The following is a 14,652-nucleotide window of genomic DNA, read 5'->3' as shown; positions in this document are numbered from 1 at the left end:
CAATCGGTCAGCGCCAGCGGCCCCGGTCGGGCTCGTAGCCCGGCCGGTCGTCGTAGCCGGGCTCCTCGGCCTGGTGCCGCCGCCCGTACGGCTCCGGTTCCGTCCGCCCACGGACCGGTTCGGGCGGCTGCTGACCACGCTGGCGAGGTGGCCGCCACTCCTGCGGCACCGGGACCCCGCCGGGCGGTAGCGCCGGCTGGCCCTCCGGCTCGCCCCAACTCTCCCGCCACGTCTCGTCGCGGGCACCGCCGCGCCGGGGCTCGTCCTGCCGCACGCTGGCCCAGCGGTCCTGCATCCGATACTCGGTGCCGGTCTGGTCGGCGTGCACCTCGGCGCGCCGCTCACCGACCCGTACTTCCCGGCCCTGCTCGTCGTCGCGTACGGCGGCCCAGCGATCGCCGGCACGCATCTGCGCCCAGTACTCGCCGGTGTCGTCCGGTCGGGCCGTCCGACTCGCGGCCGGGGCCTCGGGCGCCGCCTCCCACCGCCCGGCGCCGCCGTCCCACCCACGGTCGTCCCGACCCGTCTCCCGGTCGTCCCGGTACCCGGCGTACTCGTCCCGGTAGGCGGCGCGGTCGTCGCGGTGCCCGGCGCGGTCGTCGCGCGGGCCGGTCCAGGACCGCTCGGGCTGTGGTTCCCCCCAGGCGGCGTCCTCCTCGCGGGCCCGGCCGGGCCGCTGAGGGTCGTCCGCCCGGGCCGCGCCGGACCAGGACCGCTCATCCTCGCGGCCGGGCGGGGCCGACCAGGAGCGGTTCTCGCCCCGGGGGGACCGCTCGGCGGCGTCGGACCACGACCGGTCGTCCCGCTCGGCGGCGTGCCCGCCCCGGGACCGTTCCTCCGACCAGTTCGTGCCGTAACCGCCGTACCGGCCGCCGGACTCACCGCCACCGCCGTCCACGACGGTGTGCCGGGTGGTCACGTGCACGGTCTCGGTGTGCCGGACCACCCCGTGCGGGCGGTGCGCGTGGTCACCCGAGCGGTACTCGGCGTCCTGGCGGTTCGCCGCGCCGTAGACCCCGGCGCCACCGGCCGGGCGGTCGGTGCCGTACCCGGACGGCCGCTCGTCGCCGCCGCGCGACGCGGGGCGCTCGTCGTGGTATCCGCCAGCCGGTGCGTCGTCGGGTTCGGCGGACGCCGCCGCGCCGTACACCACGGCGGCAGCGGGCTCCGCGACCTGGGCCGCACCATACGTGCCGGCCGGGGCCGCAGGTCGCTCGGCGTACCGGGGCGGCGCCTCCGCGGCGGGCGCCGGGACCCGGGCCCGCCCCGGGCCGGGCGCCTCGTCGGTACCGGCCAACTGGGCGGCGCTCGCCTCGAGCCGACGTCGCAGCCCGGCCAGCGCCTCCTGGGCCCGCTGCGCCTCGTCGAGCGCCTGGTTGCCGCGCTGGGCGGCGGCCACGATCTCGCCCCGCAGTTCGCGCCGGAGTTCGTCGAGCTCCGTGCGCAGTTCCTCGCTCCGCGCCGAACCGTCCCCCTCGGTCCGCAGCGCGATGGAGAGGCCGATGAGCACCACGGCCATGATCGCCAGCACCGCGGCGAAGCGGAGCGGGCCGTTGCCGTCGGCGACCAGCAGGATCAGGGCTGCGACGGGGGCCAGGGCCACACCGCCCCAGAAGAGCGCTTTGAGCATTCTCTTGTTGCGCGCGTCGACGGGTACCGGGGCAGGCATGGGTCCCCACACTACCGAGAGTTGTGGTGGGTGGGAACGGTCAGCCGAGAACCTTTCGATGGGCGATGCGCCGATTTCGCCGTACCCGGCGGGGACCGGCGACGACCCGGCGCCCCCGGTCGGATCGACCGAGGGCGCCGGGTGTCGACGGGTCAGCTCTGTGCGTACGCCGCGTCGGTGGAGAAGACCAGGCCGACGCTGATCGTGCCGTTACGCAGACCGGTCTTGGTCAGCGGGCCACCACCGTCCAGCGACGAGAAGGAACCCACGGTCAGGCCGTACTTCTCCTCCAGGCCGGGCTTGCAGAACGGGCGCTCCTGGCACTCCGGCGGGCCGCCCAGCACGGTGGCCGTTCCCGAGCACTTCTCGGCCAGTTCGGAGAGGGTCCGTACGCCGTACTTGTCGGCGAACTCCTGGGTCACCGCGAACGCGTTCTGGCTCTGCGCGGCGGCCGGGGCACCGAAGGTGAGGCCGGCCTTCTCGCCGAGACCACGCAGGGCGGTCACGGTGGCCTCCACGTCCGGCGAGGAGACCGGCTGGCCGCCGCCCGCCTTGCCGTTGAGGAACTCGGCCATGGTGGCGGCGTACTCCGGGACGACCTGGATCTCGCCCTTCTCCAGCGCCGGCTCGTACAGCTCCCGGTTGCCGATCTGCTGGACGGTGACCTGGTAACCGGCCGCGGCGAGCTGGATCTTGTAGAGCTCGGCGATGATCTCACTCTCGGTGAAGTTTCCGGCACCCACCGTGATGCGCCCGCCCGGTCCCCGCTCGACCCCGTCGGCCAGCGAGTTCGCCGTGGCGAACTCCTGTGCGGCCACCTGGGCGCTCTTGCGGTCCACGTCGACCGCCTTGTTGAGCTGCACCAGCTTGGGGGTGTCGAGCACGGACGAGACCTTGTCCAGCGCCGCGACGAGCTGCGGGTTGGACACCTCGCTGTTGATCGCCGGGATGATGTTGTCCGCGTTCTGCAGGGACTTGTCGTCGTCGAGCGCGATGAGCTGCTCGCCGGCCACCGGTGCGCAGCCCTCCCCCGAGGCCCCCTGCTGCGGCGCCTCGGTGCCGGACGAGCCGGCCTCGCCGCATCCGGCCAGCACGCCCGCGGCGGCGATCGCGCCGACGAACGCGATGGACAGTCTTCTACCTGCGCGCATGTGCCCGCCTTCCGTGTCCCGGCGCGACCCCCTCGGGCCGGCCGCGTGTCCGACGGGCGATCCGCCTCGGCCGCCCGCAGTCCCACCCAACATCGTCGCGGCAGGCACCGACAACTCGGAGAGAACTTCGTCACCGGAACGTCACCATCCGTCCACGACGCCCAGCGTGCGGAGCCGTCCGGACCGGTGCGGACGGGCGGTTCAGGTGCCGGTGACCGCGTCCGCAGCGCGCCGTGCGGCCCGACGCCGGACGCGTCGCAACGGACGCGGGGTGACCATCCGCTCGACCCACGCGAAGACCAGTTCGACGCTGACCGCGAGCAGGGCCACCAGCAGGCCACCGGCGAGGATCTGGCCGCCGCCGACCGCGATGCTCAGCCCGAAGCCGAATCGGATGATCTCTCCCAGGCCACCACCGTTGACGAAGGTCGCCAGGGCCGCCGTGGCGACCACCTGTACGGCGGCGGTCCGGAATCCGGCGGCCAGGTAGGGCACCGCGAGAGGCAACTCGACCCGACGCAGCACCTGACCGCCGGTCATCCCCATCCCCCGGGCCGCCTCCCGGATCTGCGGATCCACCTGCCGCACCCCGGTGTACGCGTTCGCCAACAGCGGCGGCACCGCGAACACCGCCAGGGCGACCACCACGGCCGGACGGCCGAAACCGAGGAAGGTCAACGGCAGGATGGTCAACAATGCCAGCGTGGGCACCGCCAGGGTGAGGTTGGAGACCAGTACGACCAGCCCGCCGCCCCGGCCGGTGTGGCCCAACCACAGCCCGAGCGGCCAGGCCACCAGGCAGCCCAGCAGCACGGCCGCGGCCGACATGCTCACGTGCTCGCCGAGTCGGTCCAGCACCCCGCCCGGGTTGGTCCAGTTCAACGGGTCGTTGAGCCAGAGCACCGCCTGCTCCACGGGGTTCATCGCGTCCTCCCGCCGACCCGCCGGTCGCCCGCCGCGTCCGCGCTCATCCGACCCGCCCGCGCAGCCACGGGGTGAGCAGCCGGCCGACGCCGACCAGGAACAGGTCGAGCACCAGCGCCAGCAGTACGCAGAGCAGCGTCCCGGTCATGATCTGGGCCTTGTAGAAGTTGTTCTGGAAACCCGCGAAGATGATCTGCCCGAGGCCGCCACGCCCGATCACCACGCCGACGGTGACCAGCGCGACGGTGGAGACCGTAGCCAGCCGCAGGCCGGTGAGGATGCCGGGCAGGGCGAGCGGCAACTCCACCCGTAGCAGCCGGCCCCAGCGGCCGTAGCCCATGCCCTCGGCCGCCTCGCGTACCTCGGTCGGCACCTGGTTGAGCCCGGCCACGGCGTTTCGGACGATCACCAGCAGCGCGTAGAGCACCACCACGGTGAGCACCGTCGCCACCCCGATGCCCAGGTACGGCGCGATGAACGCGAACAGCGCCAGGGACGGGACGGTGTAGAGCACCCCGGTGAGTGCGAGAATCGGACCGGTCAACGGCCGGAACCAGTACGCCACGACGGCCAACGGGATGGCGATCAGCGCCGCGATCAGCACCGCCCGTAGGGTCAGCGTGGTGTGGTCGCGCAGGGCGGCCAGCACCGTGTCAGAGTTGTCCCGCACGTACTGCCAGGAGAACCACGGGTTACCCGGGTCGGCCCGGTAGCTCAGGCGGAAGGACATACGTGGACGTTACCCCGGTCGCCGACGACGGTCAGCGCGCGGCGTCGATCACTCTCGACGGCATCGGCAAGCGGTATCCGGACGGTACGGAGGCCGTCCGCGATCTCAGCCTGCGCATCGACGCGGGTGAGCTGGTCGTACTGATCGGACCCTCCGGATGCGGCAAGTCGACCGTGCTGCGGATGGTCAACCGCCTGATCGAGCCGACCGCCGGACGGATCGTGCTCGGCGACTCCGACGTCACCCGGGTGGACCCGGTCACGCTGCGGCGGCAGATCGGGTACGTCATCCAGAACGTCGGCCTCTTCCCGCACCAGACGGTGGCCGCCAACGTGGCCACCGTGCCGCGCCTGCTCGGCTGGCCCCGGGACCGGGCCCGGCGGCGCGTCGACGAACTGCTGGAACTGGTCGGCCTCGATCCGGCGCAGTTCGGCCGGCGCTACCCGCACGAACTCTCCGGCGGTCAGCGGCAGCGGGTCGGCGTGGCCCGGGCGCTCGCGGCCGACCCGGTGGTGCTGCTGATGGACGAGCCCTTCTCCGCCGTGGACCCGATCGTGCGGACCCGGTTGCAGGAGGAGTTCCTGCGGCTGCAGGCCGAGGTCCGCAAGACCATCGTCCTGGTCACCCACGACCTGGACGAGGCGGTACGACTCGGCGACCGCATCGCGGTGCTCTCCGAGGGCGGCCAGCTGGAGCAGTACGACACCCCGGCGGCCCTGCTCGGCAGCCCCGCCACCCCGTTCGTGCGCGAGTTCGTCGGCGCCGACCGGGGCATCCGCCGGCTGGCGGTCACCCCGCTGACCCGGGAGGTGCTCGAACCGCTGCCCGCCGACGGTACGGCGGACCTGCCCTCGCTACCGCTGGGCGGTTCGGCGTACGACGCGTTGGCGGTGCTGCTCACCTCGGCGCAGGGCCGGGCCCTGGTCACCGAGGAGGGGCGCCCGGTCGGCCTGCTCAGCCGGGAACGCGTCCTGACCCTCGCCGAACCGACCGTCTGAGGCGCGCCGACCGGCTGAGCCACGCCGCACCTCGGTCCGCACCGGGACCGGGCCCGCCGGTGCGGCAGGCCCGGTCCCGGTCGACGGACAGGTCAGCGGCGGCCCCGGTAACCACCGAGGGTGGCGATGCCGATGATCCAGCCGGTGAACAGGCCGTACTCGGCACCGTCACCGGCGGCCTGGAGCGCGCCGAGCAGCGACGGGTTGGCGCGGATCAGCGCGGTGAGCAGGGCCGCGAAGGCTGCCGCGAAGACGTACGCCGCCCAGCCGGCGAAGAACTGGCTGAGCGTGCCCCGGGCCCGGGCGAGCTGCGAACCCGGCAGGAGGTACAGGAAGACGAAGGTCATCACGACCACGAGAATCGCCTTGAGATCAGCGGCGAAGATCTCCTGGATCGAGTCGGAGGAGTCGAACCGCCAGGCCGGCCAGGCGAGAAGTCTCAGGAACCAGCCGCCGGCGCTGTCCGGGTCGGTGTTGTCCCGAGCCCAGTCGGCGTACCAGGGGCTGCCGAAGACCAGGACCAGGATGAGCGCGGCGAGCGTGCCGGCGCCCGGTGCGGACTTGTACCGATTGGTGAGAGCCATGGCCCCGCTAGTTCCCAGCACATCGACATGGGCAAACGCGAGGCGCGTTTTATGGTGGTACGCCCTCTTCGGCGGCCGGCACCGACCTGGTCGGTCAGTGCTTCATCAGGTAGTCGATGAAGGCGGCACGCAGCAGCGGAGCGGACTCCTCGTAGCCGTGACCGGTCATCTCCCGCCACAACGCGACGGCCTCGTCGACCGTCGGGCCCACCGAGTTCGGCGCACCGTCCAGGGCGGCGGCCTCGTCCGCGTTCGGCAGGCGCCGCAGCACCGACCAGAAGAACTTCACGTCCCGGTTCTCCCGGGCGAGCGCGAACGCCTGCTCGCGCAGTTCCTCGGTGGAGAGGGCGTCCAACTCCTCGAACGACCGGCCGCCGGAGATCGATGATGTGTCGGTCATGAAGCGAGCCTAACCGCCGAGATCACATTCGGCGCGTCGACGGCACACGGGGACGACGGCCCGTCACCGGTCCTCGGCGTCCCACGGACGCGGGCCGGTCTCCCACCGGCGGGGCCCCCACGGATCGGTGTTGCTCATCGGCGGCTGTGCCGGAGGCATCGGCGGCCAGTCACCGACCGGCTCCGGCTGCGGCAACGTCCACCCGCCGCCGTTGGTGGCGTCCGGGGGCGGAGGCGGCGGCGGAGCCCGGAACATCGGAGCGGGCCGCCCGTACGCCTCGACCAGCCGGGTGACCACCAGACCGGCGGCCAGCACCACCCCGCCGACCGCCCAACGGCTGACCGTCCAGCCCCGGGTCTGCGCGTACGCGAGGAACAGGCCAATCGCACCGGCCGTCAGCAGCGTGCCGAACACCCCGCCGCGCAGCCCGAAGGCGCTGGTACCGGCGAGCACGGCCGCACCCACCGCCAACACCGTCCAGTCCAGCCCGCTGGCCGGGGTCACCGTGCCCTCCGCAGAGGCGACCAGCGCACCGGCGAGCATCGCCAGGACGGTGGAGACGACGTACCCGAGGGTGGTGACGACCGCCGCGGCCGTGCCCCGCCGTCGGGCCGGGTCGCCGACCGGCCGGAACCGGCCGACCAGCCGCCGGATCGGTCCCAGCGCCCCGAACAACGCGCCGAACACCGCGATCGCGGCGAAGCCGACGAAGAGCTGACCGGCGACGCCGCGCGGATCGAAGTCCCCCTGCACCAGCACCGGAGCGGAGCGCCGCTCGATGTAGACGATCACACCGGCCGCGCCGGCCAGGCTGGCCGCCCAGCCGGGCACGTGCAGCACCACGACGAGCAGCCCCAGCAGCAGCCCACCGAGGGCGGCCACGCCACCGGCCAGCCCGACCGCCTCGACCAGGCCCCGGTCCGACTGCTCGGCGAAGTGCAGTCCGGCCGCGACCGCCACCGGGCCGATCGCCAGATTCACCGCCGCCGTGCGCAGGCTCAACCCGGCGGCCAGCGCCAGCAGGCCGAGAGCCACCACCTCGACGATGAGTACGCGCAGCCCACTGCCCCGCAGGACCGCCGGATCCTCCCGCCAGACCAGGTAGACCAACGCGGCGAAGCCCAACAGCAGGAGCGTCTCCCAGACGATGTGCACACCGAAGCGGTCCGGGCCGGTCTCACACTGCGGCTCGTCGGGACCGGGGTCCGTCACCGCGACGGGAGCGGCGGAGGTCGGTTCCGGGAGTTGACTCCGGCCCGGGTCGTCGTACGCCATGATCGTTGCCTCCCAGCAGCCGCCGGGAACCCATCGACGCACCGGCGGTGACCGTCACCTTCTGGTCGCAGGCACCGTACCCGCGCGGCGGAGCCGGACGTAACCCCGCGTTCAGCGTCGAGGCGGACGGCTCTCCCAGTCGTCCGGTTCCTGCTCGTCCTCCGGCTGCTCCGGGACCCGGCAGGAGCGCTCCAGCCAGAGCGCGGCGGCCACCAGCGCGACCGAGGCCACCAGTCCGGCGATCGCCGCCGGCCGATCCGCGCCGGCCGCCCGGGTGCTCTGCACCAGCAACCAACCGACCAACCCGGCGTACGCCCCGGCGAAGATCGCCCCGACCAGGGCGGACGCCTTGGCCAGGACGACGAAGCGGGCGACCATCAACGGGTTGACCGGATCACGGCCGGGTCGACGGTCGATGCGCCCCCGGGTGTTGACCGCCGCGTACGCCTCCAGCACGGCGAGCCCGGCCAGGGTCACCACCGGCAGCCAGGGCAACGGCGGCAACCCGCTGTAGTAGAAGCTGCTGATCAGCAGCCAGGTGGCCGCGGCGGCGGCCAGGGCGGCGACCACCAGGGTGGAGATGCGGGTAGGGCCCATCCGTGCGTCGTCGGGAGGCGTGGACCGCGTCATGGCGTCGACTCTAACGTCAGATCCGGCCGTGGGCTCAGTTCCGCGACCTCGGCGGCGAGTGGCCCCGAGGTGAGCAGATCGGTCAGCCAGCCGTGACCGGGCAACCGGCCGTAGGGCTGGATGTCGATCCACGGCCGCAGCACGAAGGCGCGCAGATGCGCCCGGGGATGCGGCAGGGTGAGCTCGGGGTCGTCGCTGAGCACCGGTGCGCCCTCGTCGTCCCAGACCGCGATCACGTCGACGTCGAGCGTGCGCGGGCCGAACCGCCGCTGCGGGTCGCGGACCCGCCCGGCGGCCCGCTCGGCGGACCGGGCCCGCGCCAACCAGTCGTACGCTCCGGCGGTCGGATCGCCGACCAGCACCACCGCGTTCAGGTACGCCGGCTGGGCGGTGTCGCCCCAGGGCGGCGTCTCGTACACCCCGGAGACCATCAGCACGTGCTCGCCGAACGAGGCCACCGCGCTACGCAGGTGGTCGAGACGGTCACCCAGGTTGCTGCCCAGGGAGAGCACCGCCCGCGTCATCGGGTACGCGTCCGGCGCATCGTCACCGCCACGTCGCCGAACGCGTGCGGGACCGGCGCCTCGGGCTTGTGCACGGTCACCGTCGCGGCGCTCACGCGTGGATCGGTCAGGCAGACCTCGATCAGACGGTCGGCCAGCGTCTCGATCAGGTTGACCGGCTCGCCGGTGACCACCGCGACCAGCCCGTCGGCCAGTTCGCCGTAGTGCACCGTGTCGGCCACGTCGTCGGAGCGCGCGGCGGGGCCCAGGTCCAGCTCCAGGACGACGTCGACGACGAACTCCTGCCCCCGGGCGCGCTCGAAGTCGTACACACCGTGTCGGCCGTGGGCGCGCAGGCCGGTCAGCTCGATCCGGTCGGTCATCGCCGTACCTCCCGGTCGACTCCGGCCGCGCCCGCGCCGACGGGCGATCCGGGGTGCGGCGTGTCGCCGAGTCGGGGAGCGCCGCTGGCCTGCCAGACCGCGAGCGCGTCCACGGTGGCGCGGACGTCGTGCACGCGTACCCCCCAGGCGCCTGCGGCGACCGCGAGCAGGCTGGTCGCCACGGTGGCCGCCTCCCGGCCGCCGGCGGGTCGCGGGGTGCCGTCCGGTCCGGCCAGCAGCAGGCCGAGATAGGACTTGCGGCTCGCTGCGAACAGCAGCGGGTAGCCGAGGTCGAGCAGTTCCGGCAGCCGGGCGCTGAGCTGCCAGTTGTGTGTCGCCGTCTTGGCGAAGCCCAGGCCCGGGTCGATGATCAGTCGGTTCTCGGACACCCCGGCGGCGAGCGCCTCGTCCACCCGCTCGCCCAGTTCGGCGCGGACGTCGGCGACCACGTCCCGGTAGCTGGCCAGCTCGCTCATCCGCCGGGAGTGACCGCGCCAGTGCATCAGCACCCAGGGACAGTCGGCGTCCCGGACGACGCGGGCCATGTCCGGGTCGGCCAGGCCGCCGGAGACGTCGTTGACCACCACCGCTCCGGCCGCGAGCGCGGCCTCGGCGACCCGTGCCCGGGTGGTGTCGATGCTGACCGGTACGCCGGCTGCGGTCAGCTCCCGGACCACCGGCAGTACCCGGGCGCTCTCGGTCTCGGGGTCCACCCGGTCGGCGCCGGGCCGCGTCGACTCTCCACCGACATCCACCAACGCCGCTCCGTCGGCACGCAGCCGGACGCCGTGTGCGACGGCCGCGGCGACGTCGGCGTAGCGTCCGCCGTCGGAGAACGAGTCGGGCGTGACGTTCAGAACGCCCATCACCACCGGGGCCGGGGCCCGTACCAGATCGGTCACGACTAGACGGTACCGGTCCGTCCCACCGCCCTGAGCAGGCCCGGGATCCGGGCACTGACAAGGCGATTAGAACGCGTGTACGATCGGTCGTCCGGGCGACTTCGGGCAGACTCTTCGCGGCTTGTCGCAAAGGGGGGCGGCCCGTACGCTGTGGAATTGCCCAGCATCAAGATGGCGAGGCATGGAGGGGAGGGCCGAAGCGGGGTAATTCGCCCAAAAATCGCCACTTTCCGTGGCGAGTGACGCACGCAGGGTCCCGGGCGCTGCACCGACCGAGCACCCATCCCGCAAGGCTTACCTACTGCACCACCGCGGCACCGCCGGCCGCGACTTGGGGAGGTTCCAGTGATCGCCATCGAGCTGATGGAAACGGCGTCGAGCAACGCCGCCCACCTGCTCTCCACTGTGGCGTCGTCGATCCCGCTCGCCGCCGACGAGCCGAGCGGGATCAACACCGAAGGCGTCGTCACCTTCTTCGCCAGCAAGATCGCGCCGATCCTGCTCGCCGTCCTCGGCGTCATCTTCATCGGCCGCGCCAGCCGGGGCGAGATCTCCAAGGTGCTGACAAGCTCCGCCATCGCGATCGTCGGGTTGGCCTTCATCGCCGGAGCCGCCACCCTCTTCTTCATCGGCGACTTCCTGATCAACCTGATCTTCGAATAGGCGCGGGCTCGACATGCGGCTGCGCACCGACGACGACATCTACCGGGCCCGCCTGGTCTATCTCGGGCCGCCCGGCTACACCCTTCCGGTCCACCTGCCGTACGCCCAGTACGGGCTGTTCATGCTGCTCGTCCCCCTCTACATGTTCATCCACTGGTTGTTCACGTTGCAGGTCGAGCTCTTCCCCGCCTGGGAGATCGCCCTCGCCATCGTGACCACCTCGTTCGTCTTCCGGTACGTCGATCCGGACCGGCCGGCGCGCATGGTGATCCGTACCGCGCTGACCGACTGGCGACGCACCCGGGAGCCGGCCGCCGAACAGCGCGATCCGCGCCTGGTCGGCAGCAGGATCAGGATCCGGGAGGAACTCGCATGACCGGCTGCACGCCGTACCGGCCGTCCCACAGGTCGCCGGGCCGCCCCGGTGTCGTCGCGACGGCACACGGCTTCCCGACGGCCACCACGGACGCGGGCAGGGCGGCCGCATGAGCCCCTCCTCCACGCCGGGATCCCCGGCCGGGCGTCCGGCCGCACCACACGGTAACCGTGCGCGATCATTCGACTACCCGCAGGCCGGGGAGCTCGACGAGGCCGAGCTGGACCCGGCGCTCGCCACCACCCCCGGCCACGGCGGCGTCGGCGTCTTCCAGGCGCCTCGCCCGCCGCAGCGCCGCTCGGTGTCGGCCGAACCCGCGCCGCCGCCACCGGCCCCCCGCGACGGGGCCGACATCGACTCGCCCTTCCTGGACCTGTTCGGCGGCGCCTACGCCCGACCGGGTTCCGCCCAGCGTGCCCTGCCCGGGCGGAGCGTGCCGCAGCAGGCACCGCCCCCGCCGCCACCGGTCGTACCCCCGGCACCGATGACGCAGCGTCCGGCCGCACCGCAACTGCCCGCGCAGGCCACCGGCCCGGCCCCGGCCGTCGCCCGACCGGCTGTCGAACCTCCCACCGCACCCGCCGTCGCGCCGCCACCCACGCGGACGCCGGCACCGGCCCCCGACCGGCTCCCGAACGCCCGTCCGCCCGTCGACGACCAGCCCACCCGGGCCGAACGGTCCGGTGTCGACGAGCGTCCGGCCCGCGACGGCCGTCCGCAGCGCGAGCCTCGGCCGCCCCGCGACGAGCGGCGGCCGGCCGAGGAGGACCACACGGCCGAGACCGCCCCGCCGTCGCGCCGGACGCCGGCCCCCACCGCCCGGACGACCGCCGCGCCCCGGCAGCGCTCCGTGGAGCGGCGCGACCGCCCGGTGAAGCCGGCCCGCGTCCGACCGCCGAAGATCAAATTCGGCGACCGGGACCCGTCGGTCGAACTCGCCATCACCGAGATCGCCGGTCACCTGACCTTCACCCCCAACACCGTCACCGCCTGGTACTGGCTGCCGGAGGTGCGCTGGGCGTTCCGGCCGGACGCGGAGCGGGAGGCGCTGCTCTCGGCCATCTCCGAGCAGTACGCCGGCCTCGCCGGGTTCCGGCTGCACCTGCGGCGCACCACCCGGCCCTTCCCGGCCGACGAATGGGCCCGCACCATCGACGCCCACACCGCCGCGCCGCTGCCGGACGTCCCCGACACCCCCAGCTGGGCCGACCACCTGGTCGCGGCCCAACGGCACCTGCTCTCGGTCAACCACGCCGAGGGACAGACCTACCTCGGCGTCACCTTCGCACGTCGTTCGCTCGGCGACTCGCTCACCGAACGGGTGCTGCGCACCTTCGGCCGAGGCGTGGCCGAAGGCGAACGCCGCAAGCTCGGCCGCACCGTCGAACAGTTCGACGAGGTCCTGGGCGCGTTCGGCATGCGGGGCCGCCGGGTCACCGCGCAGGAGCTGGAATGGCTGCTGTACCGCTCGGTGGCGCTCTGCATGGCCCCGCCCGGCGCGCTCTCGCCCATCACCGACGGGCGCTGGGAACGCGGCGACCTGCTGGCCCTCACCGAGCAGGTCGAGCGCTACCGCACCCCCTACGGTTCGACCGTGAAGCTGGTCAACCGGATGACCGGCGAGGAACGGCACGTGGCGGTGCTCGCCGTCGGCCGGATGGAGCCGCTGGAGATCCCCGAACGACACGAGCCCTGGCTGCACTTCCACGAGCGGCTGCCGTGGCCGATGGAGCTCTCCACCCGGGTCGACATCCTCGGATCCGGCGACTCCTTCCGGAACCTGGAGCACCGGCTCCGGATGATCCGGTCACAGCAGCTCGACTACGCCGAGCACGGTATCGACGCCCCGCCCGAGCTGGAACGCCTGGCCAAGCGCGCACTGGTGATCGGCGACGAGATGACCACCGGGTTGCCGGTCGACTCGGCCCGGGCGCACGGCTGGCACCGCATCGCGGTGGGCGGGCGTACCCGGGAGGAGTGCCTGGAGCGGGCCCGGCGGCTGATCCAGCTCTACTCGCGCGAGCTGCGGGTCTCCCTCCAGCACCCGAAGAGCCAGGACTGGCTGGCCCGCGAGTTCATCCCCGGGGAGCCGATCGCCAACACCGGATACGTCCGACGGATGCCGGTCCCGCTGTTGGCGGCGGCGCTGCCCCAGGCCGCCTCGACGGTCGGCGACCGCCGGGGCGACCTGATCGGACGTACCGCGGGCACCTGCCGTCGGCCGGTCTTCCTCGACCTGCACTTCCCGATGGAGGTCCGCGAACGCTCCGGGCTCGCGGTCTTCGTGGCCGAGCCGGGCGGCGGCAAGTCGACCCTGCTCGGCGCCCTGGGCTACCTCGCCGCGCGGCGTGGTGTGCAGGTGACCCTGCTCGACCCGTCCGGCCCGTTGGCCCGGCTCTGCGCGATGCCGGAGCTGCGCCCGTACTCGCGGGTGCTCAACCTGACCGGTTCCGAGCACGGCACCCTCGCGCCGTACTCGCTGATCCCCACGCCGTTGCGCAGCGAGTTCAGCAGCGGCGCGGCCGGTGACCGCGAGTTCGAGATCGCGGTCTCCAACGCCCGCGCCGAACGACGCATGCTGGTGCAGGACATCTGCATGATGCTGGTGCCGCCGCAAGTGGCCCGCGAGGCGTCCACCGCCACCCTGTTCCGGCACGCCGTACGCCAGGTGCCTGCCGAGGAGACCTCCACGCTGGACGACGTGGTCACCTGCCTCGGGCAGCTCGACGACGACGCCGGTCGGGAACTGGCCAACCTGCTGTTGGACACCGCCGAGATGCCGCTGGCCATGCTCTTCTTCGGCCGGCCGCCGGAGGGGCTGCTCGGTCCGGACGCGGCCCTCACCGTGATCACCATGGCCGGCCTCCGGCTGCCCGACCTCAAGATCGAACGCGAGTACTGGTCGGCCGAGGAGGCGTTGGCCCTGCCGATGCTGCACACCGCGCACCGACTGGCGGTACGGCGCTGCTACGGCGGCTCGATGTCCTCGCGCAAGCTCGTGGGCCTGGACGAGGCGCACTTCATGGAGGGATGGCGCTCCGGTCGATCCTTCCTGGTCCGGCTCGCCCGCGACTCCCGCAAGTGGAACCTCGCCGCGCTGGTCGCCTCGCAGAACCCACGGGACATCCTCGGACTCGACGTACAGAACCTCGTCTCCACCGTCTTCGTCGGCCGGATCGCCGAGGACGCCGAGATCGCCTCCGAGGCGCTGCGGTTGCTGCGTGTGCCGGTGGACGACGGATACGAGGCCACCCTCGCCTCGCTCTCCACCGCCGACGCGACCTCCGCCCACCGGCTCGGTTTCCGTGAGTTCGTCATGCGTGACGTGGACGGCCGGGTGCAGAAGGTCCGGGTCGACGTCTCCTATGTGGACGGACTGTTGAGCCACCTCGACACCACCCCCGCCGCCATCGCCGCCGCCGCCGGGGTGCTGCCGACCGTCCTGCCGGACATGGAGGCGTGAC

15 protein-coding genes are annotated in these 14,652 nt (G+C 73.1%); 4 read left to right on the top strand and 11 right to left on the bottom strand.

Annotation, left to right across the window (positions count from 1 at the left end):
• Positions 1–7: 7 nt before the first annotated feature.
• From ACIBMZ_RS00685 to ACIBMZ_RS00670, 4 genes are all read right to left on the bottom strand, one after another.
• The gene (locus tag ACIBMZ_RS00685) at positions 8–1,669 is read right to left on the bottom strand and encodes a hypothetical protein (RefSeq protein ID WP_396689803.1); all 1,662 of its coding nucleotides are present in this window, start codon (positions 1,667–1,669) and stop codon (positions 8–10) included.
• A 152-nt stretch (positions 1,670–1,821) separates the two neighbouring features.
• A complete protein-coding gene (locus ACIBMZ_RS00680; protein ID WP_396689801.1) occupies positions 1,822–2,820 on the bottom strand; it encodes a glycine betaine ABC transporter substrate-binding protein in 999 nt (332 codons plus the stop codon).
• A 201-nt stretch (positions 2,821–3,021) separates the two neighbouring features.
• Entirely contained in the window at positions 3,022–3,744 is a 723-nt protein-coding gene (locus ACIBMZ_RS00675; RefSeq protein ID WP_396689799.1) for an ABC transporter permease, read from the bottom strand.
• Between the two features lie 43 nt (positions 3,745–3,787).
• Positions 3,788–4,474 carry an ABC transporter permease gene (locus ACIBMZ_RS00670; RefSeq protein WP_396689798.1) on the bottom strand — a complete coding sequence of 229 codons (687 nt, stop codon included), beginning with the start codon at positions 4,472–4,474 and terminating at the stop codon, positions 3,788–3,790.
• 2 nt (positions 4,475–4,476) lie between these two features.
• Between ACIBMZ_RS00670 and ACIBMZ_RS00665 the strand changes: the two genes are divergently transcribed.
• A complete protein-coding gene (locus tag ACIBMZ_RS00665) occupies positions 4,477–5,472 on the top strand; it encodes an ABC transporter ATP-binding protein (protein WP_396689796.1) in 996 nt (331 codons plus the stop codon).
• A 92-nt stretch (positions 5,473–5,564) separates the two neighbouring features.
• Here the strand turns inward: ACIBMZ_RS00665 and ACIBMZ_RS00660 are convergent, their stop codons facing one another.
• The 7 genes from ACIBMZ_RS00660 to folP all read right to left on the bottom strand — a co-directional run bounded on the left by ACIBMZ_RS00660 (position 5,565) and on the right by folP (position 10,149).
• The gene (locus tag ACIBMZ_RS00660) at positions 5,565–6,056 is read right to left on the bottom strand and encodes a hypothetical protein (protein ID WP_396689794.1); all 492 of its coding nucleotides are present in this window, start codon (positions 6,054–6,056) and stop codon (positions 5,565–5,567) included.
• A gap of 94 nt (positions 6,057–6,150) precedes the next feature.
• A complete protein-coding gene (locus tag ACIBMZ_RS00655) occupies positions 6,151–6,456 on the bottom strand; it encodes a hypothetical protein (protein WP_396689792.1) in 306 nt (101 codons plus the stop codon).
• A gap of 63 nt (positions 6,457–6,519) precedes the next feature.
• On the bottom strand, positions 6,520–7,731 hold the full coding sequence (locus tag ACIBMZ_RS00650) for an ABC transporter permease (protein WP_396690937.1): 1,212 nt from the start codon (positions 7,729–7,731) through the stop codon (positions 6,520–6,522).
• Between the two features lie 111 nt (positions 7,732–7,842).
• Complete coding sequence (locus ACIBMZ_RS00645) at positions 7,843–8,328, bottom strand: DUF3180 domain-containing protein (RefSeq protein WP_396690935.1); 486 nt, start codon at positions 8,326–8,328, stop codon at positions 7,843–7,845.
• Positions 8,329–8,357: 29 nt separating this feature from the next.
• Positions 8,358–8,885 carry a 2-amino-4-hydroxy-6-hydroxymethyldihydropteridine diphosphokinase gene (gene folK, locus ACIBMZ_RS00640; protein ID WP_396689790.1) on the bottom strand — a complete coding sequence of 176 codons (528 nt, stop codon included), beginning with the start codon at positions 8,883–8,885 and terminating at the stop codon, positions 8,358–8,360.
• Positions 8,882–9,247 (bottom strand): dihydroneopterin aldolase, encoded by a 366-nt coding sequence (gene folB / locus ACIBMZ_RS00635; RefSeq protein ID WP_396689788.1) that lies wholly within the window; start codon positions 9,245–9,247, stop codon positions 8,882–8,884. The genes folK and folB overlap by 4 nt, the downstream gene beginning before the upstream one ends.
• Entirely contained in the window at positions 9,244–10,149 is a 906-nt protein-coding gene (folP, locus tag ACIBMZ_RS00630) for a dihydropteroate synthase (RefSeq protein WP_396689786.1), read from the bottom strand. Before folP ends, folB begins: the two co-directional genes overlap by 4 nt.
• 345 nt (positions 10,150–10,494) lie before the next feature.
• On the opposite strand from folP, the gene ACIBMZ_RS00625 reads away from it, so the two are divergent.
• From ACIBMZ_RS00625 to ACIBMZ_RS00615, 3 genes are all read left to right on the top strand, one after another.
• Entirely contained in the window at positions 10,495–10,812 is a 318-nt protein-coding gene (locus tag ACIBMZ_RS00625) for a hypothetical protein (RefSeq protein ID WP_396689784.1), read from the top strand.
• 13 nt (positions 10,813–10,825) lie between these two features.
• Positions 10,826–11,188, top strand: a complete 363-nt coding sequence (locus tag ACIBMZ_RS00620; RefSeq protein WP_093409867.1) for a hypothetical protein — start codon at positions 10,826–10,828, stop codon at positions 11,186–11,188.
• Between the two features lie 109 nt (positions 11,189–11,297).
• Positions 11,298–14,651: an ATP-binding protein gene (locus ACIBMZ_RS00615; RefSeq protein ID WP_396689781.1), complete on the top strand. Its 3,354-nt coding sequence runs from the start codon at positions 11,298–11,300 to the stop codon at positions 14,649–14,651.
• The last annotated feature ends 1 nt before the right edge of the window (position 14,652 follow it).

The sequence above is a fragment of the Micromonospora sp. NPDC049900 genome (genome assembly GCF_044461025.1).
In the GTDB taxonomy this organism is placed as follows: Bacteria; Actinomycetota; Actinomycetes; order Mycobacteriales; family Micromonosporaceae; genus Micromonospora.
The sequence above is the reverse complement of the archived record's forward strand: the minus strand, read 5'-3'. Positions and strand labels throughout refer to the sequence as shown.